Source organism: Streptomyces yunnanensis, assembly GCF_029011865.1.
Taxonomy (GTDB): Bacteria; Actinomycetota; Actinomycetes; order Streptomycetales; family Streptomycetaceae; genus Streptomyces; species Streptomyces yunnanensis.
Genome location: NZ_CP095749.1, coordinates 7152810 through 7173069 on the forward strand (window position 1 = coordinate 7152810; position 20260 = coordinate 7173069).

Genomic DNA, 20260 nt, shown 5'->3' on the forward strand with positions numbered 1-20260 from the left:
GCCCGCGACCACCGCGCACACCGCCGAGGGGCGGCACCCGGAATCGGGTGCCGCCCCTCGGCGGTGTGCGCGGGTGCTGTGGTCCGCGGTGAACGTCCGGCTCAGTAGGCCGAGTTGACGTTGTCCATCGAGCCGTAGCGGGCGGCCGCGTAGTTGCAGGCTGCGGTGATGTTGGCGACCGGGTCGTAGATGTTCCAGGAGGTACCGGAGACGTGGTATGTGCGGAACGTCGGGTCGATGACCTGGAGCAGGCCCTTGGAGGGTATGCCCGCCTGGGCGTTGGAGTCCCAGAGGTTGATCGCCTTGGGGTTGCCGGACGACTCGCGCATCAGGTTGCGGTAGATGCCGTTGTAGCTGCCCGGGATGTTGTGCTTGGCCATGACGTCCAGCGACTCGCGGATCCAGCCGTCCAGGGTGTTCGGGTAGACCTTGGCCGGCTTCTCGACGGCGGCGGGGATGGCCTGGCGGACGGCGGCGCGGCTCGCGGCCGCCTCGACCTGGCGCTCCTTCTCGGCCTTCGCCTTCGCCTCGGCCTCGGCCCGCTTCTTGGCGGCGGCTGCCTCGGCCTTGCCCTGCGCGGCGGAGGCGTCGGCCTGCTGGGCGATGGTGGCCTGCTGGGCGCGGGCGGCAGTGTCGACGGCGCTGAAGGCCACCGGCTTGACGTTCAGGCTGGCAGAGGCGGCCTCGGCCTTGCTCTGGCCGGCGTCGGCACCCGGGACGGCGGTGAAGACCAGCGCGGCGGCACCCGCGGCGGCGATGCCGGCGGCGGTGAGCTTGTGGACGCGGGTCAGATTCAGACCGGAGACGGCGTACTTGGGCATGGCGGCTCGACCTCTTCCAATGGGGGGCGTCGCACGGGCCATGAGCGGCGGCATTACGCCGAGTTCCGATCCGGCGCCGAGCGACGGGAGCCATTCTTAGCGGCCGAAAATTCGCCGAGCAATGGTGTGACGTACGACCCCGGTTAGTGGAACCGACCTTGCCCGGATTGCGTCGGGACGGGAATATTCCCAGTTCAAGGCGGATTTGCTAGTCCACTAACCGGGGTCGTAAGTGACCTGCGCCCTATGCGCGGGGTCACATCGGGTCGAGGTTTATCTCGCCGGTAGTAATTGCAATCGCACAGACTGTGCGTACTTTGTGGGCCGGCTGTGCGGCTCAGACCTCGACCAGCACCTGGTCAAGGGACTTTCGGACCAAATCGGGCACCTGGCAGTCCGGTGCCGGGTACCCCACGGGGATCACCGCGAACGCCTTCTCGTTGGCCGGCCGCCCCAGCACCTCCTGGAGGAACCGCATCGGGCTCGGCGTGTGCACCAGCGCCGCCAGCCCCGACAGATGCAGCGCGGACAGCAGCATGCCGACCGCGATGCCCACCGACTCGTCCACGTAGTAGTGCTTGCGCTTGGTGCCGTCCGGTCCCAGCCAGTGCCGCTGCTGGAAGACCACGATCAGGTGCGGGGCGTCGGTCAGGTGCGGTTTGACCTCGTCCGTGCCCAGCGGCCGCAGCGCCGCCAGCCACTCCTCGCCCAGCCGCCCCTCGTAGGAGCGCTGCTCCTCGGCCTCCGCCGCCGCCCTGATCCGGCGGCGCACCTCGGGGTCCTTGACCAGGACGAACGTCCACGGCTGCTGATGGGCCCCGGACGGTGCGGTGGCCGCACAGCCGATCGCGTCCCGGACCACCTGCTCCGGCACCGGATCGGGGGCGAACTGCCGCACCGTCCGACGGCCGTCCATCCGGGCCCGCAGCTCGGCGGCGCGGGCCAGCGACTCGGCCGCGGGCATCCGCTCGGGCCGGTACGGCACCGGGCGGTAGGGCTCTCCGTGGGTCGGCGTCCAACGCTCGGGGGGTGTCGGCGCGGTGCGCGCCTGCGGTGAAGAGGACATGCCCAGAGTGTGGGGCGACGACGGCGGCGTGAGACGCGGATCACCGAATTCCCGCCGAGACCCCACGCGTCCAGGACGAGATCGACGCGAAGCCGTCCTCGGTATCACGCACTCTGTCCTCATTAATCCCCTTCACCCCTATATAAGGGGAAAGATTCCGATTGCCGGCTCCCGTATCCGCCCCCGCGCCGGGGCGCCCTTCCATCGCTCCCCTGCATCGATCCCCCGCATCGATCCTCTCCGTCGAACCCCTCTATATGGGGCCCTCTATATAAGGGGACACAACAGGCAACGTAAGGGGGTGTAAGGCATACATAAGAGCGAATCGGTATAAACCAGGCTCCGGTGTGGTGCGCGCACGGCTGTGAGCGGGGCGTTCGGCCTAGGGCCGCCGGCGTAGGCACGCAGCGTCGGCGGACCGATACCGGCCGCTCGGCGCGCCGGTACGGTGAACGCATGAGCAACGGACCGGGAGCCGGGATTCCCGCGGTGAGCACCGCGATCCTGGCCATGAGCAGGCATCTGGAGGTGCGCGACGTCCTCAAGACGATCGTCGCCTCGGCCCGTGAGCTGCTGGACGCCGAGTACGCCGCGCTCGGCGTGCCGGACGACCACGGGGGCTTCGCGCAGTTCGTCGTGGACGGCGTCAGCGCCGAGCAGTGGAAGGCCATCGGCCCGCTGCCCCGCCAGCACGGCATCCTCGCCGCGATGCTGCACAACGCCACCCCCGAGCGGCTCGCCGACGTCCGCGAGGACCCCCGCTTCGGCGGCTGGCCCGCCGCCCACCCGGACATGTCCGACTTCCTCGGCCTGCCGGTCGCCGACGGCGACGAGATCCTCGGCGCCCTCTTCCTGGCCAACAAGCGCTGCCCCAAGCCCACCGGCGGCTGCGGATTCACCGAGGAGGACGAACGGCTCCTGGGGATACTCGCCCAGCACGCCGCCATCGCCCTGACCAACGCCCGCCTCTACGAGCGCAGCCGCGAGCTGACCATCGCCGGCGAGCGCGCCCGGCTCGCCCACGAGCTGCACGACGCGGTCTCCCAGAAGCTCTTCTCGCTCCGGCTCACCGCCCAGGCCGCGACCGCCCTGGTCGACCGCGACCCGGCCCGCGCCAAGGACGAGCTCCACCAGGTCGCCGCGCTGGCCGCGGAGGCCGCCGACGAGCTGCGCGCCGCCGTCGTCGAGCTGCGCCCCGCGGCACTGGACGAGGACGGGCTGGTGGCCACCCTGCGCTCCCAGATCCAGGTCCTCGACCGGGCCCACTCCGCCCGCGTCACCTTCACCGCCCAGGGCGTACGGGCCCTCCCCAGCGCCCAGGAGGAGGCGATGCTCCGGGTCGCCCAGGAGGCGCTGCACAACGCGCTCCGGCACTCCGGCGCCGAGCGCGTCGAGGTCAGCCTCGGTCGGGCCGGACAGGGCACCCTGCTGAAGATCGCCGACAACGGGCGGGGCTTCGACACCCGGGTGGTCCGCCGGGCCGGTCGGCATCTGGGACTGGTGTCGATGCGCGACCGCGCCGGCGGTGTCGGTGGCAAGCTCACCGTGGAATCGGAGCCCGGCAAGGGCACCACTGTCGAGATGGAGGTGCCCGGTGGCTGACCACACGCGGGGCGGTACGGAACGGGCCACGGGCGAAGGGCGCGCGATCCGCGTGCTGCTGGTCGACGATCACCAGGTGGTGCGCCGCGGCCTGCGGACGTTCCTGGAGGTCCAGGACGACATCGAGGTGGTGGGGGAGGCGTCGGACGGTGCCGAGGGCATCGCGGCCACCGAGCAACTGCGGCCGGACGTCGTCCTGATGGACATCAAGATGCCCGGCATGGACGGCATCGAGGCCCTCCGCCAGCTCCGCACCCTCGACAACCCGGCCAAGGTGCTGGTCGTCACCAGCTTCACCGAGCAGCGCACCGTCGTCCCGGCCCTGCGCGCCGGCGCGGCCGGCTACGTCTACAAGGACATCGACCCCGACGCCCTGGCTGGCGCCATCCGCTCGGTGCACGCCGGGCACGTCCTGCTCCAGCCCGAGGTGGCCGGCGCGCTGCTCTCCCAGGAGGACGGCAACGGTGGCCAGGGACGCGGGAGTTCGCTCACCGAGCGGGAGGGCGAGGTGCTGGGCCTGATCGCGGACGGCCGCTCCAACCGCGAGATCGCCCGCGCGCTGGTGCTGTCGGAGAAGACCGTCAAGACCCACGTCTCCAACATCCTGATGAAACTCGACCTCGCCGACCGCACCCAGGCCGCCCTGTGGGCCGTGCGACACGGCATCGGGGCCTGAAACACAGGGGAGTGCGGCGCACTGACGGACCATCAAAGCTATTAGCCGAACGTCGCCTCGCGGATCCGAGATTCATACTGTCGTGTATACGTAGCCCGTTTGGCGTATCCCCGCTCCGTGCCGGGCCGTTTCCCAGTGCAGTCGTGGCGGCTGGCCACGGCATCGGCAACGAGGAGCAAGAGAAGTGAAGAACATCAAGCGGATTGCGGCCATCACGATGGCGGGGGCCGGCCTCGTCCTGGCGGGCGCCGGCATCGCCTCCGCGCACGACGCCCCGCAGTCCCAGGGTGCCGCGGTGCAGTCCCCGGGCGTCCTCTCCGGCAACGTCGTCCAGTCTCCGGTGGACACCGACACGAACGTCTGCGGCAACACCCTCTCCATCGTCGGCCTGCTCAACCCGGCCTTCGGCAACACCTGCGTCAACAAGTGATCGTCGGAGCGTCCGCTCCGACCACCTGACCCCTGCGCCGGGCCGCCCACCGGCCCGCGCGGGTCATCCGGACCGGCCCCGCCAGCCCTGGCCGTGCGGCCGGTCCGCTCTCCACCGTCACCGTCATTCCGGCCCTGTGCCACCACGTGAGGAACACGCCACCATGAACAGCGTCAAAAAGGCCGCCCTTGTCCTTGCCACCACCGGTCTCGCCGTCGGTGCCGCCGCCGGTTCGGCGTTCGCCCACGACGGCGGGCACGCCAAGGGTGAGGCCGTGAACTCCCCGGGCGTCGGTTCGGGCAACGTCGTCCAGGGCCCGGTGCACGTGCCCGTGAACGCCACCGGCAACAGCGTCAACGTCGGGGGCGTGCTCAACCCCGCCTTCGGCAACGCGTCCGTCAACAACTGACACCGCCGGCCCGGGGCCAACTCCCGGGCCGCCCAGGGCTCTTCAGCCCGGCTCTCCTGTGGGTCCCGCCGGCCGCGCCATGGCCGGCGGGACCTTCGCCGTTCACCCCCGGCGGCGCTCCTGCTCCTCCACCGCGGAGTTGTACGCGGCCACCTGCGCCCGGCGGGCCGTGCGCTCCACCGGCCGCAGCGCCTCGGCGCGGGCCGCGATCTCCGACGAACTGACCGCCGCGCCGTGCTCCCGGCCGTCCCCGCCCGCGCTCCGGGCGATGTCGATCAACGCGCCGACCCGCTGGGCCAGCTCCAGCACCCGCACCGCCCGCGGCGGATAGCCCGGCGCCAGCACCTGCCGGCCGGCCTCCGCCCGCGCCCGGTAGGCCGCCAGCGCCGCGTCCGCCACCGGGCCGGATCCGGCCACGTCCAGCCGCGAGAGCACCTCCGTCGCCTCCCGCAGGGCCTCCGCCAGCTCCCGCTCGGCCTCGCCCAGCGAGGGCACATCGGCCGGCGGCGCCTCGCGCGCCGGCAGGCAGTGCCAGACCACCTCGACATGCACATCGGGGCCGGCCGCACCCTCGGGGCCCGCCTCGAACACCTCCGGGACCAGGCCCAGACCGGCGCCCTGGGCGACCACCGCCTCCTCGGCCTCCAGGGCCCGCGCGTTGAACTCCGGCGGGCCGCTGAGCCCCAGCGGGTGCCCCGGCACCGGCAGTGCCACCCGCAGGCCGGTCGCGCCGAGCGTCCGCAGTCGCCCCAGGGCGAGCGTCAGGCCGACCGGGGCGTCTTCCCCGGGCAGGCCCGAGACGCGGTGCACCGCGTCGTCGCCGGCGATCCGGTGCGCGGCATCATCAGGTGAGACAAATCCGGCCAAAAGGGCATTTCCCCATGCCGCCAGCCGTCCTGAACGAGGTTCGTCGAGCATGGTCCCCAGCCTAGGGAACGGCACTGACATCGAGTGGCGTAGGTTTGCAGGGGGGCTGCGCCTACAGGCGCACACGACGACCGAGAAGCAATGGGAGACAGTGCGCTCATGAGCGATGTGCTGGAGCTGGTGGACGTATCCGTGGTCCGCGAAGGACGGGCTCTGGTCGACCAGGTCTCCTGGTCGGTGAAGGAGGGGGAACGCTGGGTGATCCTCGGCCCCAACGGCGCCGGCAAGACCACCCTGCTGAACGTCGCTTCCAGTTACCTCTTCCCGAGCGCCGGCTCCGCCCGGATCCTCGGTGAGCAGCTGGGTCGCGTCGACGTCTTCGACCTGCGGCCGCGCATCGGCATCGCCGGCATCGCGCTCGCCGACAAGCTGCCGCGCAGCCAGACGGTGCTGCAGACCGTCCTCACCGCCGCCTACGGCATGACCGCCAGCTGGCGGGAGGACTACGACGAGGTCGACGAGCAGCGCGCCCGGGCCTTCCTCGACCGCCTCGGGATGAACGCCTACCTGGACCGGAAGTTCGGCACCCTCTCCGAGGGCGAGCGCAAGCGCACCCTGATCGCCCGCGCGATGATGACCGACCCCGAGCTGCTCCTCCTGGACGAGCCCGCCGCCGGCCTCGACCTCGGCGGCCGCGAGGACCTGGTGCGCCGCCTGGGCCGGCTCGCCCGCGACCCCTACGCACCCTCGATGATCATGGTCACCCACCACGTCGAGGAGATCCCGCCGGGCTTCACCCATGTCCTGATGATCCGTCAGGGCAAGGTGCTGTCCGCCGGCCCGCTCGACCTGGAGCTGACCTCCAGCAACCTCTCGCACTGCTTCGGCCTCCCGCTCGTCGTCGAGCGCAACGGCGCCGACCGCTGGACCGCGCAGGGGCTGCCCCTCAAGTGACCGCCACCGCCCGAGCGGAAGCTCCCCCAGACTTCGTCCGGGGGTACCCCCATCGCGCAGCGGCCACCGGTCGCTGACCGATCGCGCCCTGTCCCCGGGCCGCCCGCCGGACCTACCATGAGGCCGTGGATCCATGGGTGTGGTGGCTGATCGCCGCCGTAGGTCTGGGCATTCCGCTCGTCGTGACCGCGCTGCCCGAATTCGGGATGTTCGCGGTCGGCGCCGTCGCCGGTGCCGTCACCGCAGCGCTCGGTGGCGGCACCGTCGCACAATTCCTGGTGTTCGTGGTGGTGTCGGTGGCGTTGGTCGCCGTCGTCCGGCCGATCGCCAACCGCCACCGCGGCCAGGGCCCGCGCCTCGCCTCCGGCATCGACGCCCTCAAGGGCAGGACCGCCACGGTCCTCGAACGGGTCGACGCGGGGAGCGGCGGCCGCATCAAACTCGCCGGAGAAGTCTGGTCCGCCCGTGCCCTCGACGGCGACCGGGTCTACGAACCGGGCCAACAGGTCGACGTGGTGGAAATCGAGGGTGCCACCGCCCTTGTCATCTGACCGAACCCGGTGCACGACGCCCCGCACCTCTGAAAGACTGATCAACAGAAAGCCGGCCGCGGCCGGACGGGCCAGCAACGAAGGGCAACGGGAGCCGCTGTGGATATCATCATCGTCCTGATCATCCTGGTGGTGCTCGTCTTCATCGCACTCCTCAAAACGATCCAGGTCATCCCCCAGGCCAGCGCCGCCATCGTCGAGCGCTTCGGCCGCTACACCCGCACGCTCAACGCGGGCCTGAACATCGTCGTCCCGTTCATCGACACCATCCGCAACCGCATCGACCTGCGCGAACAGGTCGTGCCGTTCCCGCCGCAGCCGGTGATCACGCAGGACAACCTCGTCGTCAACATCGACACGGTCATCTACTACCAGGTCACCGACGCCCGCGCCGCCACCTACGAAGTCGCCAGCTACATCCAGGCGATCGAGCAGCTCACCGTCACCACCCTGCGCAACATCATCGGCGGCATGGACCTCGAACGCACCCTGACCTCCCGCGAGGAGATCAACGCGGCGCTGCGCGGCGTCCTGGACGAGGCCACCGGCAAGTGGGGCATCCGCGTCAACCGCGTCGAGCTCAAGGCGATCGAGCCGCCCACCTCCATCCAGGACTCGATGGAGAAGCAGATGCGCGCCGACCGCGACAAGCGCGCCGCCATCCTCCAGGCCGAAGGTGTCCGGCAGTCCGAGATCCTCACCGCCGAGGGCCAGAAGCAGTCCGCGATCCTCCGCGCCGAGGGTGAGGCCAAGGCCGCGGCCCTGCGCGCCGAGGGCGAGGCCCAGGCGATCCGGGTGGTCTTCGAGTCCATCCACGCCGGCGACCCGGACCAGAAGCTGCTGTCGTACCAGTACCTCCAGATGCTCCCGAAGATCGCCGAGGGCGACGCCAACAAGCTCTGGATCGTCCCCAGCGAGATCGGCGACGCGCTCAAGGGCCTCGGCGGCGCCCTCGGCAACTTCAACCCCGCGGGCGGCGCCAACATCCCCAAGCCCGGCGGCCCCGAGCGCCAGGCGCCTCCGATCGACTGACGCCGCGACACCCCTCGTGCATGATCAGGGTTGCCCAGCGCCCTAAGGGCGGGGAGGCAACCCTGATCATGTGAGGAGATGGACTTGTCCCTCTGGGAAGCAGTCGCAGTCTTCGTCGCCGGCCTGGGCGCCGGCACCATCAACACCATCGTCGGTTCCGGCACCCTGATCACCTTCCCCGTCCTGCTCGCCGTCGGCCTCCCGCCGGTGACCGCCAACGTCTCCAACTCCCTTGGCCTGGTGCCCGGTTCGATCAGCGGCGCAATAGGGTACCGCCGCGAGCTGCGCGGCCAGGGGCGCCGGGTGCTGCGCCTCGCGACCGCCGCCCTCATCGGCGGCCTGACGGGTGCCGTCCTGCTGCTGGCCCTGCCCTCCCGCACCTTCGACACGGTCGTCCCGGCCCTGATCGCCGTCGCCCTGGTGCTCGTCGTCGCGCAGCCTCGGCTCGCCGCCGCGGTCCGCGCCCGCCGTGCCCGCAACGGCACCGCCGCCCACCGCGACGGCGGCCTCGCCCTCTTCGCCGGCCTGCTGCTGGCCAGCGTCTACGGCGGCTACTTCGGCGCCGCCCAGGGCATCATCTACCTCTCCCTGATGGGCGTCCTGCTCAGCGACGACCTCCAGCGCGTCAACGCGCTCAAGAACGTCCTCACCGCGCTCGTCAACGGCGTCGCGGCGATCTTCTTCCTCTTCGTCGCCGACTTCGACTGGACCGCGGTCGCCCTGATCGCGATCGGCTCCGCCCTCGGCGGCCAGCTGGGGGCCACGATCGGCCGACGCCTCCCGCCGACCGCCCTGCGTGCCGTGATCGTCGCGGTGGGACTGGTGGCCATCGTCCAACTCCTCCTGAAGTAGGGGGAGTTGGACGCCCTTTTGTCGGCCGGTCGGCCAGCCGTCCGCGGCGCTACGCCGGGAGCGCCCCCAGCCACTCCGGCAGCTCGTCCCGCGCGGACACCCCCAGGGCCGACACCAGTGCGTCCGCCGGCGTCGGCACGAAGGGCCGCCGGAGCAGCCGCATCCCCGCCTGCTCCGGCGTCCGGTCCGCCTTGCGGTGGTTGTCCTCCGCACACGAAGCGACGGTATTCAGCCAGGTGTCCCCACCGCCGTGCGACCGCGGCAGCACGTGGTCCACGGTCATCGCCCGCTTCCCGCAGTACGCGCATCGATGCTGGTCACGGGCCAGCACCCCGCGCCGGGACCACGACGCCTGTCTTCGGAACGGCACCCGGACGTACCTGCTGAGCCTGATCACCCGCGGCACCGGTACGTCCACCGACGCCGCCCGGATCCGCAGCCCCGGGTGGGCGTGCTCGACGACCGCCTTGTCCTGCATCACCAGCACCACCGCACGCCGCAGCGACACCGTCGCCAGCGGCTCGAAGCTCGCATTCAGCACCAGCGTCTCGCGCATCCCGTCCACCTCCCGGACCCTGATCGCCGCCGTGGCGAAGTGGCTCCACTGTGCAGGGGCAGGTATTTCCCGGACAACGCAATTTCCGTGTGCCACAAGGGAAATGGCGGGTGAGGGCAGGGTGAAGAAGAGGTGTGCCGCAGCGACGGCGGGGGCGCCGCGAAGACACACAAAAGGGTGCGCTCCGAGTCCCGTCCCCCGTGACGCACGGAACCCGGAGCGAACGACAGCCGGTACGGACGTCCGGCGCGTGCGGACTCCGGACGGGGCACCCTCCCGTGCTCCTGAGGCACGGGGGAGGGGGCGAACACACCTGCGCCCCAGCACTCCCGCCCACGGTGGTACCAGCTGCCCGCCGCCTCGTGGAGGCGGCGGCACGCGTACCACTGTGCGCGCGGGGAGCGCCGGGGCGCAACGCATTTCTCCCGGGCCCGACGGCCCGGCCGGCACCGGCGTCAGCCGGCGGCGGGCACCTCGTACTCGCCGATCAGCTGGGCCCGCCCGATCGCGTGGAACCGCAGGTTGAAGCCGACCACCGCGGGCGAGACGTCCGCGTCCGGACCCAACCTCTCCTGGTCCACCGCGTACACGGTGAACACATAGCGGTGCGGACCGTCACCGGGCGGCGGCGCCGCACCGCCGAAGTCCCGCGTCCCGTAGTCGTTGCGGACGTGCACGGCACCCTCGGGGAGCCCCTTCATGTCACCGCTGCCCGCCCCGGCCGGCAGCTCCGTCACCGACGCCGGGATGTCGAACAGCACCCAGTGCCAGAACCCGCTGCCGGTCGGCGCGTCCGGGTCGTAGCAGGTGACGGCGTAGCTCCTGGTCCCCGCGGGAGCACCCTCCCACCGCAGCTGCGGCGAGCGGTTCCCCGCGGCGTGGACCTGCTCCGGCCGCAGCGTCCCGCCCGGCTGCACCTCCTCGCTCACCACGGTGAACTCCGCCACCGGCGGGTGGAAATCGTGCGGGAGCGGCCGCCGCTTCAGCTCGGACACCTCGGACCTCCTGGTCGCTTGCTGACACTCTGTCCGGCCAGGTTAGAGCCAGTTGCGCCGCCCGCCGACCTCGGCCAGCCAGTGGTTGAGATAACCGGCCCAGTCGGTCCCCTCGAAGTCGTGCAGCCCCACCGTGAACGACCGATAGGTGTCCGACCCCTCGCTGAACAGCCCCGGCTTCTTGTCCATCTCCAGCACCACGTCCATCTCCCGGCCGTCGGCCACGAAGGACAGCTCGACCTCGCTCAGCCCGCGGTACTGCGGCGGCGCCGAGAACTCGATCTCCTGGTAGAAGGGCAGTTGCTGACGCGTCCCGTGGATCCGCCCCTGCTCCAGGTCCGCCGTCTTGAACCGGAACCCGAGTCGCCCGAAGGCGTCCAGGATCGCCTGCTGCGCCGGCAGCGGGTGCACCTGCACCGGGTCGAGATCACTGGAGTCCACCGCCCGCGCGATCGCCAGGTCGGTCGTCACCCCCACGCTCACCCCGGGCAGCTGATGCCCCGGGAAGGTGGTCATCGGCGTCTCCCAGGGGATCTCCAGCCCGAACGGCACCGTGTGCACGGCCCCCGCCTGCACCTCGAACGCCCCGCCCAACTTCAGCCGGGCGAATGCGACGTCCCGCCTGACCTGCTCGTCCCCGCGCTCGACCTCCACCCGCGCCTGCAGCCCGACGGACAGCCCCTGGATCGCCTGCGGCACCGACCCGCCCTGGAGCCGGACCTCCCCCTGCACCACCCCGCCGGGCACCACGTTCTCCTCGAAGAGCACCGTCTCCACGGACGCGCCCCCGGCCCCCAGACTCGCCAGCAACTTCCTGAACCCCATGCTCGCCCTCCCCTGACGCAGTCCGCGCCCCGTACAGCCGGCCGATCGTGGCCCGATCCTTACGCACCCCGAACCGATCGGCCCAATTCCGTTTCCACAACCGCCCAAACCGCCCCGCCGCCCACCCGCGCCCCTCCACTACGCTCGGGATCCATGACCGACGTACCGGGCCGCACCCCCCTCCCGCGCGACTTCTTCGACCGCCCCGTCCTGGACGTCGCCCCGGCCCTGCTCGGCCGCACCCTGGTACGTCACAGCCCCGCCGGCCCGATCGAACTCCGCCTCACCGAGGTCGAGGCGTACGACGGCGAGACCGACCCCGGCTCGCACGCCTACCGCGGCCGCACCGCCCGCAACGCCACGATGTACGGCCCGCCCGGCCACGCGTACGTCTACTTCATCTACGGCATGTGGTTCAGCATCAACCTGGTCTGCGGTCCCGAGGGCAAGGCCGGCGCGGTCCTGCTGCGCGCCGGCGAGATCCTCACCGGTGCGCCCCTGGCCGCCGGCCGCCGCCCCAAGGCCCGCAACACCGACGAGCTCGCCAAGGGCCCGGCCCGGCTGGCCACCGCTCTCGACATCGACCGTTCCCTGGACGGCGTCGACGTCTGCGCCCCGGCCCACAGCCCGCTCACGATCCTCCACGGCACCCCCGCCCCGCGCGATCGGGTGTGCAACGGTCCCCGCACCGGCGTCGGCGGCGACGGTGCCGACCACCCGTGGCGCTACTGGATCGACGGTGACCCCACCGTCAGCACCTACCGCCCCCACACGCCCAGGCGACGCACCGCCACGACGACTTGACTCTGTCCCGCCAAACGCCTAACGTATCCCGAGCCGCTGAACCCGGGCAGTGCTATCTGCACACCCGAGGCGGCACCACCACTACTTCGAACGACTCCCTGGCGGGTTTCTTTCGGCGTTGCCGAAATTCACCCCGATCGGCTCGATTATGAGCCGTCAGGAAAAGCCGCTAAAGTAGTGACCACGCCGAAAGGCGAACCCCTCCGACGAAAATCGGAACCGAATTCGAAGCCGGTAGCGCCCCTCGGGAAGCGGCCCGGAAACGAAAAAGGATCTGATAAAGTCGGAACCGCGAGGAAGCCGAAAGGCCGAATCGCACCGGCGAAAATCGGAGCCGAAAGGATCTGATAGAGTCGGAGACGCAAGACCGAAGGGAAGCGCCCGGAGGAAGCCCGAGAGGGTGGCCGAAGGAAGCGTCCGTTCCTTGAGAACTCAACAGCGTGCCAAAAGTCAACGCCAGATATGTTGATACCCCGTCTCCATCATGGAGATGAGGTTCCTTTGAAAAGTCCTTCCAATGGCTTTGGGAGGCGCACAGCGAGGACGCTGTGAACCGCGAGGATTATTCCTCCTTGTGGTTCCGCTCAACGCGAGTGTTGATACCGGCAGTTTTTAATTAAACGCAGGCCGGTAAGCATTCACGGAGAGTTTGATCCTGGCTCAGGACGAACGCTGGCGGCGTGCTTAACACATGCAAGTCGAACGATGAACCGGCTTCGGTTGGGGATTAGTGGCGAACGGGTGAGTAACACGTGGGCAATCTGCCCTTCACTCTGGGACAAGCCCTGGAAACGGGGTCTAATACCGGATATGACACGGGGTCGCATGATCTCCGTGTGGAAAGCTCCGGCGGTGAAGGATGAGCCCGCGGCCTATCAGCTTGTTGGTGAGGTAGTGGCTCACCAAGGCGACGACGGGTAGCCGGCCTGAGAGGGCGACCGGCCACACTGGGACTGAGACACGGCCCAGACTCCTACGGGAGGCAGCAGTGGGGAATATTGCACAATGGGCGAAAGCCTGATGCAGCGACGCCGCGTGAGGGATGACGGCCTTCGGGTTGTAAACCTCTTTCAGCAGGGAAGAAGCGAGAGTGACGGTACCTGCAGAAGAAGCGCCGGCTAACTACGTGCCAGCAGCCGCGGTAATACGTAGGGCGCGAGCGTTGTCCGGAATTATTGGGCGTAAAGAGCTCGTAGGCGGCTTGTCACGTCGGATGTGAAAGCCCGGGGCTTAACCCCGGGTCTGCATTCGATACGGGCAGGCTAGAGTTCGGTAGGGGAGATCGGAATTCCTGGTGTAGCGGTGAAATGCGCAGATATCAGGAGGAACACCGGTGGCGAAGGCGGATCTCTGGGCCGATACTGACGCTGAGGAGCGAAAGCGTGGGGAGCGAACAGGATTAGATACCCTGGTAGTCCACGCCGTAAACGTTGGGAACTAGGTGTGGGCGACATTCCACGTCGTCCGTGCCGCAGCTAACGCATTAAGTTCCCCGCCTGGGGAGTACGGCCGCAAGGCTAAAACTCAAAGGAATTGACGGGGGCCCGCACAAGCAGCGGAGCATGTGGCTTAATTCGACGCAACGCGAAGAACCTTACCAAGGCTTGACATACACCGGAAAACCGTGGAGACACGGTCCCCCTTGTGGTCGGTGTACAGGTGGTGCATGGCTGTCGTCAGCTCGTGTCGTGAGATGTTGGGTTAAGTCCCGCAACGAGCGCAACCCTTGTTCTGTGTTGCCAGCATGCCTTTCGGGGTGATGGGGACTCACAGGAGACTGCCGGGGTCAACTCGGAGGAAGGTGGGGACGACGTCAAGTCATCATGCCCCTTATGTCTTGGGCTGCACACGTGCTACAATGGCCGGTACAATGAGCTGCGATACCGCGAGGTGGAGCGAATCTCAAAAAGCCGGTCTCAGTTCGGATTGGGGTCTGCAACTCGACCCCATGAAGTCGGAGTTGCTAGTAATCGCAGATCAGCATTGCTGCGGTGAATACGTTCCCGGGCCTTGTACACACCGCCCGTCACGTCACGAAAGTCGGTAACACCCGAAGCCGGTGGCCCAACCCCTTGTGGGAGGGAATCGTCGAAGGTGGGACTGGCGATTGGGACGAAGTCGTAACAAGGTAGCCGTACCGGAAGGTGCGGCTGGATCACCTCCTTTCTAAGGAGCACTTCTTACCGAGCTTTGTGCTTGGTCAGAGGCCAGTACATCAGCGAGTGTCTGATGCTGGTTGCTCATGGGTGGAACGTTGACTACTCGGCCTGTTCAGGGTCATGGCTCGTTAGTACTGCTTCGGCGTGGAACACGGGACTGTGGGTTGAACTGGTCGGGCACGCTGTTGGGTGTCTGAGGGTGCGGACTTATGGTCTGAACCTTCGCGATGCCGGCCCCGGTGAAGCGCCTCTTGTGGGTGTGTGACGGGTGGCTGGTCGTTGCTTGAGAACTGCACAGTGGACGCGAGCATCTGTGGCCAAGTTTTTAAGGGCGCACGGTGGATGCCTTGGCACCAGGAACCGATGAAGGACGTGGGAGGCCGCGATAGGCCCCGGGGAGCTGTCAACCGAGCTTTGATCCGGGGGTGTCCGAATGGGGAAACCCGGCAGTCGTCATGGGCTGTCACCCGCTGCTGAACACATAGGCAGTGTGGAGGGAACGCGGGGAAGTGAAACATCTCAGTACCCGCAGGAAGAGAAAACAACCGTGATTCCGGGAGTAGTGGCGAGCGAAACTGGATGAGGCTAAACCAGTCACGTGTGATACCCGGCAGGGGTTGCGTGGTTGGGGTTGTGGGAGCTTTCTTGATCGGTCTGCCGGCCGGTCGGTGAGTCAGAAACCGTTGATGTAGGCGAAGGACATGCGAAAGGTCCGGCGTAGAGGGTAAGACCCCCGTAGCTGAAACGTCAGCGGCTTGCTTGAGAGCCACCCAAGTAGCACGGGGCCCGAGAAATCCCGTGTGAATCTGGCGGGACCACCCGTTAAGCCTAAATATTCCCTGGTGACCGATAGCGGATAGTACCGTGAGGGAATGGTGAAAAGTACCGCGGGAGCGGAGTGAAATAGTACCTGAAACCGTGTGCCTACAAGCCGTGGGAGCGTCGCGCAGAGACTTGTTCTTTGCGTCGTGACTGCGTGCCTTTTGAAGAATGAGCCTGCGAGTTTGCGGTATGTTGCGAGGTTAACCCGTGTGGGGAAGCCGTAGCGAAAGCGAGTCCGAATAGGGCGTTGGAGTAGCATGCTCAAGACCCGAAGCGGAGTGATCTAGCCATGGGCAGGTTGAAGCGGAGGTAAGACTTCGTGGAGGACCGAACCCACCAGGGTTGAAAACCTGGGGATGACCTGTGGTTAGGGGTGAAAGGCCAATCAAACTCCGTGATAGCTGGTTCTCCCCGAAATGCATTTAGGTGCAGCGTCGTGTGTTTCTTGCCGGAGGTAGAGCACTGGATAGGCGATGGGCCCTACCGGGTTACTGACCTTAGCCAAACTCCGAATGCCGGTAAGTGAGAGCGCGGCAGTGAGACTGTGGGGGATAAGCTCCATGGTCGAGAGGGAAACAGCCCAGAGCATCGACTAAGGCCCCTAAGCGTGTGCTAAGTGGGAAAGGATGTGGAGTCGCAGAGACAACCAGGAGGTTGGCTTAGAAGCAGCCACCCTTGAAAGAGTGCGTAATAGCTCACTGGTCAAGTGATTCCGCGCCGACAATGTAGCGGGGCTCAAGTACACCGCCGAAGTCGTGTCATTGCAGCATGAGGGCTAACGCCTGTTGTGATGGGTAGGGGAGCGTCGTGTGCCGGGTGAAGCAGCCGTGGAAACGAGTTGTGGACGGTTCACGAGTGAGAATGCAGGCATGAGTAGCGATACAAGAGTGGGAAACTCTTGCGCCGATTGACTAAGGGTTCCTGGGTCAAGCTGATCTGCCCAGGGTAAGTCGGGACCTAAGGCGAGGCCGACAGGCGTAGTCGATGGACAACCGGTTGATATTCCGGTACCCGCTTTGAAGCGCCCAATACTGAATCAGGCGATGCTAAGTCCGTGAAGCCGTCCTGGATCCTTCGGGTGAAGGGGAGTGGTGGAGCCGACGGACCAGACTTGTAGTAGGTAAGCGATGGGGTGACGCAGGAAGGTAGTCCAGCCCGGGCGGTGGTTGTCCCGGGGTAAGGGTGTAGCCCGAGAGATAGGCAAATCCGTCTCTCATGCAGGGTGAGACCTGATGCCGAGCCGATTGTGGTGAAGTGGATGATCCTATGCTGTCGAGAAAAGCCTCTAGTGAGTTTCAAGGCGGCCCGTACCCTAAACCGACTCAGGTGGTCAGGTAGAGAATACCGAGGCGTTCGGGTGAACTATGGTTAAGGAACTCGGCAAAATGCCCCCGTAACTTCGGGAGAAGGGGGGCCATTTCTGGTGATGACATTTGCTGTCTGAGCTGGGGGTGGCCGCAGAGACCAGCGAGAAGCGACTGTTTACTAAAAACACAGGTCCGTGCGAAGCCGTAAGGCGATGTATACGGACTGACGCCTGCCCGGTGCTGGAACGTTAAGGGGACCGGTTAGCTCCATTTCGGTGGGGCGAAGCTGAGAACTTAAGCGCCAGTAAACGGCGGTGGTAACTATAACCATCCTAAGGTAGCGAAATTCCTTGTCGGGTAAGTTCCGACCTGCACGAATGGCGTAACGACTTCTCGACTGTCTCAACCATAGGCCCGGTGAAATTGCATTACGAGTAAAGATGCTCGTTTCGCGCAGCAGGACGGAAAGACCCCGGGACCTTTACTATAGCTTGATATTGGTGTTCGGTTCGGCTTGTGTAGGATAGGTGGGAGACTTTGAAGCGCCAACGCCAGTTGGTGTGGAGTCGTTGTTGAAATACCACTCTGGTCGTGCTGGATGTCTAACCTGGGTCCGTGATCCGGATCAGGGACAGTGTCTGGTGGGTAGTTTAACTGGGGCGGTTGCCTCCTAAAGGGTAACGGAGGCGCCCAAAGGTTCCCTCAGCCTGGTTGGTAATCAGGTGTTGAGTGTAAGTGCACAAGGGAGCTTGACTGTGAGACTGACGGGTCGAGCAGGTACGAAAGTAGGGACTAGTGATCCGGCGGTGGCTTGTGGAAGCGCCGTCGCTCAACGGATAAAAGGTACCCCGGGGATAACAGGCTGATCTTCCCCAAGAGTCCATATCGACGGGATGGTTTGGCACCTCGATGTCGGCTCGTCGCATCCTGGGGCTGGAGTCGGTCCCAAGGGTTGGGCTGTTCGCCCATTAAAGCGGTACGCGAGCTGGGTTTAGAACGTCGTGAGACAGTTCGGTCCCTATCCGCTGCGCGCGTAGGAGTCTTGAGAAGGGCTGTCCCTAGTACGAGAGGACCGGGACGGACGGACCTCTGGTGTGCCAGTTGTTCTGCCAAGGGCATGGCTGGTTGGCTACGTTCGGAAAGGATAACCGCTGAAAGCATCTAAGCGGGAAGCCTGCTTCGAGATGAGGGCTCCCACCCACTTGATGGGGTAAGGCTCCCAGTAGATGACTGGGTTGATAGGCCAGATATGGAAGCGCCGTAAGGTGTGGAGTTGACTGGTACTAATAGGCCGAGGGCTTGTCCTCAGTTGCTCGCGTCCACTGTGTTGTTCCCGGGTTGCGAACAGTCGCAGCGTCGGTACACGAACTGATATCCCGCTCCGCGGGGTGGCGGTTCCACTTCTTTAACTGAAGAGTGTGCTTGTTCGCTTGAACCCGAATGGGTTTCGGTGGTTATAGCGTTAGGGAAACGCCCGGTTACATTCCGAACCCGGAAGCTAAGCCTTTCAGCGCCGATGGTACTGCAGGGGGGACCCTGTGGGAGAGTAGGACGCCGCCGAACAATTTTTCAAGGACCCTTGGTCCCAGCGTTCACGCTGGGACCAAGGGTCCTTTTGTTTTGCCGAAGCGCGCCGAACGGGTCGGTGCGTGAGAATGAATGCAGTACCGAAGACAGGAGTCACGTCGATGTCCACCAACCCTTCCGACGATCGTTCGGAGCGCCGGCCGAGGCGCGACGGCGGTGACCGTGGTGGTTTCCGACGGGACGACCGTGGGCCGCGGCGCGACAGCAGGGACAACCGCGACAGCCGTGACAACCGTGGTGGTGAGCGCGGTGGCTACCGGCGCGACGACCGCGGTGAGCGGGGCGAGCGCGGTGACCGGGGCGAGCGCGGTGACCGGGGCGGCTACCGCGGTGGGTTCCGTCGGGACGACCGTGGCGGTGGCGAGCGTCGCGACGACCGCGGTGGGTTCCGGCGTGACGAGCGCCGGGACGACCGTGGCGACCGGGGCGGGTTCCGGCGGGACGACCGCGGTGGGGGCGAGCGTCGCGACGACCGTGGCGGTTTCCGGCGTGACGACCGTGGCGACCGGGGCGAGCGCGGTGGCTTCCGGCGTGACGACCGCTTCGAGCGGCGTGACGACCGTGGCGGGTTCCGTCGGGACGAGCGGCCCGAGCGGCGCGATGACCGTGGCGGTTTCCGGCGCGATGAGCGGGACGACCGGGGCGGTTTCCGGCGTGACGAGCGCCGGGACGACCGCGGCGACCGGGGCGGGTTCCGGCGGGACGAGCGCGGTGGGGGTCGTGGTGGGTTCCGGCGTGATGAGCGGGACGACCGTGGTGGGTTCCGGCGGGATGACCGTCCGCGGGCGCCGCGTCGGGACGACGAGCGTGGTGGCTTCCGTCGGGACGACGATCGTGGTGGTTTCCGGCGTGACGAGCGCCGCGACGACCGGGGCGAGCGCGGCGGGTTCCGGCGTGATGATGAGCGCGGCGGATTCCGGCGGGACGATCGGGGGCCGCGGCGGGACGACCGCGGTGGTTTCCGGCGGGACGACGAGCGCGGGGCGCGGCGGCCGTACGGCGGTGGGCGCGGCCGGGACGACCGCCGGGACGACCGTCGGGACGGGCCGCGTCGGGACGAGCGGCGGGACTACGACCGGGACCGGGAGCCGATCAAGCGGCTGCCGATTCCGGAGGACGTGACCGGCGAGGAGATCGACAAGGCGGTGCGGCAGGAGCTGCAGAGCCTGCCGAAGACGCTGGCCGAGGACGTCGCCAAGAACCTGGTGATGGTCGCGCGGCTGCTCGACGAGGAGCCGGAGGAGGCGTACGGGTACGCGCGGGTCGCGCTGCGGCTGGCGTCCCGGGTCGCGGCGGTGCGCGAGGCCGCCGGCTTCGCGGCGTACGGGACCGGCAAGTACGCCGAGGCGCTGAAGGAGTTCCGGGCGGCGCGGCGGATGACCGGCAGCGCGGAACTGTGGCCCCTCATGGCGGACTGCGAGCGGGGGCTCGGTCGGCCGGAGAAGGCGTTGGCGATGGCCGGTGAGCCCGAGGTGCAGAAGCTGGACCGGGCCGGGCAGGTCGAGATGCGGCTGGTCGCGGCCGGGGCCCGGCGGGACATGGGGCAGGCGGACGCTGCGGTGGTGACGCTGCAGAGCCCCGAGCTGGCGTCGAACGCGGTGCACCCGTGGACCGCGCGGCTGCGGTACGCGTACGCGGACGCGCTGCTGGAGGTCGGGCGCGAGGGCGAGGCGCGGGACTGGTTCGCCAAGGCGCTTGAGGCCGATCAGGCGGGCACCACGGATGCATCGGACCGGCTGGCCGAGATGGACGGCGTGCAGTTCACCGATGCGCTGGTCGAAGACGAGGCCGAGGACGAGGTCGAGGACGAGAAGGGTGCCGGAGAGCCGCGGGCCGAGGCTGAGGCCGAGGCCGGCGGTGAGGCGCAGTCCGGTGGCGGGTCGGAGAAGACCGAGTAGCTGAGTGACGAGAGAAGGGCGGACCCGGTGCGGGTCCGCCCTTCTTC

Annotated in this window: 16 protein-coding genes, 3 rRNA genes and 1 pseudogene; 14 read left to right on the forward strand and 6 right to left on the reverse strand. The window is 67.6% G+C overall.

Going from position 1 to position 20260, the window contains the following annotated elements; genetic code table 11:
- Positions 1-101: 101 nt before the first annotated feature.
- Together MOV08_RS31195 and MOV08_RS31200 are read right to left on the reverse strand one after the other, a co-directional pair.
- Positions 102-821 carry a transglycosylase SLT domain-containing protein gene (locus MOV08_RS31195; protein ID WP_275309705.1) on the reverse strand — a complete coding sequence of 240 codons (720 nt, stop codon included), beginning with the start codon at positions 819-821 and terminating at the stop codon, positions 102-104.
- A 337-nt stretch (positions 822-1158) separates the two neighbouring features.
- Positions 1159-1887 carry a nitroreductase family protein gene (locus MOV08_RS31200; protein ID WP_203232601.1) on the reverse strand — a complete coding sequence of 243 codons (729 nt, stop codon included), beginning with the start codon at positions 1885-1887 and terminating at the stop codon, positions 1159-1161.
- 456 nt (positions 1888-2343) lie between these two features.
- Here MOV08_RS31200 and MOV08_RS31205 point away from each other — a divergent pair, with 456 nt between their 5' ends.
- The 4 genes from MOV08_RS31205 (at position 2344) to MOV08_RS31220 (ending at position 5004) form a co-directional block, all read left to right on the forward strand.
- Positions 2344-3489 carry a GAF domain-containing sensor histidine kinase gene (locus MOV08_RS31205; RefSeq protein WP_275309706.1) on the forward strand — a complete coding sequence of 382 codons (1146 nt, stop codon included), beginning with the start codon at positions 2344-2346 and terminating at the stop codon, positions 3487-3489.
- Positions 3482-4165 (forward strand): response regulator, encoded by a 684-nt coding sequence (locus tag MOV08_RS31210; RefSeq protein WP_052286966.1) that lies wholly within the window; start codon positions 3482-3484, stop codon positions 4163-4165. Before MOV08_RS31205 ends, MOV08_RS31210 begins: the two co-directional genes overlap by 8 nt.
- 217 nt (positions 4166-4382) lie before the next feature.
- Entirely contained in the window at positions 4383-4595 is a 213-nt protein-coding gene (locus MOV08_RS31215) for a chaplin (protein WP_039641913.1), read from the forward strand.
- Positions 4596-4758: 163 nt separating this feature from the next.
- The gene (locus MOV08_RS31220) at positions 4759-5004 is read left to right on the forward strand and encodes a chaplin (RefSeq protein WP_039637639.1); all 246 of its coding nucleotides are present in this window, start codon (positions 4759-4761) and stop codon (positions 5002-5004) included.
- A 102-nt stretch (positions 5005-5106) separates the two neighbouring features.
- Here the strand turns inward: MOV08_RS31220 and MOV08_RS31225 are convergent, their stop codons facing one another.
- The gene (locus tag MOV08_RS31225; RefSeq protein WP_275309707.1) at positions 5107-5922 is read right to left on the reverse strand and encodes a hypothetical protein; all 816 of its coding nucleotides are present in this window, start codon (positions 5920-5922) and stop codon (positions 5107-5109) included.
- 90 nt (positions 5923-6012) lie between these two features.
- Between MOV08_RS31225 and MOV08_RS31230 the strand changes: the two genes are divergently transcribed.
- The 4 genes from MOV08_RS31230 (at position 6013) to MOV08_RS31245 (ending at position 9260) form a co-directional block, all read left to right on the forward strand.
- Entirely contained in the window at positions 6013-6825 is an 813-nt protein-coding gene (locus MOV08_RS31230; RefSeq protein WP_275309708.1) for an ABC transporter ATP-binding protein, read from the forward strand.
- A gap of 137 nt (positions 6826-6962) precedes the next feature.
- A complete protein-coding gene (locus tag MOV08_RS31235; protein ID WP_039637641.1) occupies positions 6963-7376 on the forward strand; it encodes an NfeD family protein in 414 nt (137 codons plus the stop codon).
- A 99-nt stretch (positions 7377-7475) separates the two neighbouring features.
- Entirely contained in the window at positions 7476-8408 is a 933-nt protein-coding gene (locus MOV08_RS31240; protein WP_039637642.1) for an SPFH domain-containing protein, read from the forward strand.
- A gap of 78 nt (positions 8409-8486) precedes the next feature.
- Positions 8487-9260, forward strand: coding sequence for a sulfite exporter TauE/SafE family protein (locus MOV08_RS31245; protein WP_275309709.1), 774 nt, complete (start codon positions 8487-8489; stop codon positions 9258-9260).
- Between the two features lie 49 nt (positions 9261-9309).
- Here the strand turns inward: MOV08_RS31245 and MOV08_RS31250 are convergent, their stop codons facing one another.
- The 3 genes from MOV08_RS31250 to MOV08_RS31260 form a co-directional block, all read right to left on the reverse strand.
- Positions 9310-9816 (reverse strand): HNH endonuclease, encoded by a 507-nt coding sequence (locus MOV08_RS31250; protein ID WP_275309710.1) that lies wholly within the window; start codon positions 9814-9816, stop codon positions 9310-9312.
- Positions 9817-10271: 455 nt separating this feature from the next.
- Positions 10272-10811, reverse strand: a complete 540-nt coding sequence (locus tag MOV08_RS31255; RefSeq protein WP_039637644.1) for a YbhB/YbcL family Raf kinase inhibitor-like protein — start codon at positions 10809-10811, stop codon at positions 10272-10274.
- A 42-nt stretch (positions 10812-10853) separates the two neighbouring features.
- A complete protein-coding gene (locus tag MOV08_RS31260; RefSeq protein WP_275309711.1) occupies positions 10854-11636 on the reverse strand; it encodes a sporulation protein in 783 nt (260 codons plus the stop codon).
- A 153-nt stretch (positions 11637-11789) separates the two neighbouring features.
- Between MOV08_RS31260 and MOV08_RS31265 the strand changes: the two genes are divergently transcribed.
- The 6 genes and pseudogenes from MOV08_RS31265 to MOV08_RS31290 all read left to right on the forward strand — a co-directional run bounded on the left by MOV08_RS31265 (position 11790) and on the right by MOV08_RS31290 (position 20213).
- The gene (locus MOV08_RS31265) at positions 11790-12440 is read left to right on the forward strand and encodes a DNA-3-methyladenine glycosylase (protein WP_275309712.1); all 651 of its coding nucleotides are present in this window, start codon (positions 11790-11792) and stop codon (positions 12438-12440) included.
- A 637-nt stretch (positions 12441-13077) separates the two neighbouring features.
- Positions 13078-14606: ribosomal RNA gene (locus MOV08_RS31270) — 16S ribosomal RNA — on the forward strand.
- A gap of 308 nt (positions 14607-14914) precedes the next feature.
- Positions 14915-18035 (forward strand): 23S ribosomal RNA (locus tag MOV08_RS31275).
- 139 nt (positions 18036-18174) lie between these two features.
- Positions 18175-18291, forward strand: a 5S ribosomal RNA gene (rrf, locus tag MOV08_RS31280).
- The 16S, 23S and 5S rRNA genes sit together here, the layout of an rRNA operon.
- Positions 18292-18617: 326 nt before the next feature.
- A pseudogene (locus tag MOV08_RS31285) lies at positions 18618-19361 on the forward strand (hypothetical protein); the annotation flags it as partial.
- A 99-nt stretch (positions 19362-19460) separates the two neighbouring features.
- Positions 19461-20213, forward strand: coding sequence for a tetratricopeptide repeat protein (locus tag MOV08_RS31290; protein ID WP_338057422.1), 753 nt, complete (start codon positions 19461-19463; stop codon positions 20211-20213).
- Positions 20214-20260: the final 47 nt, after the last annotated feature.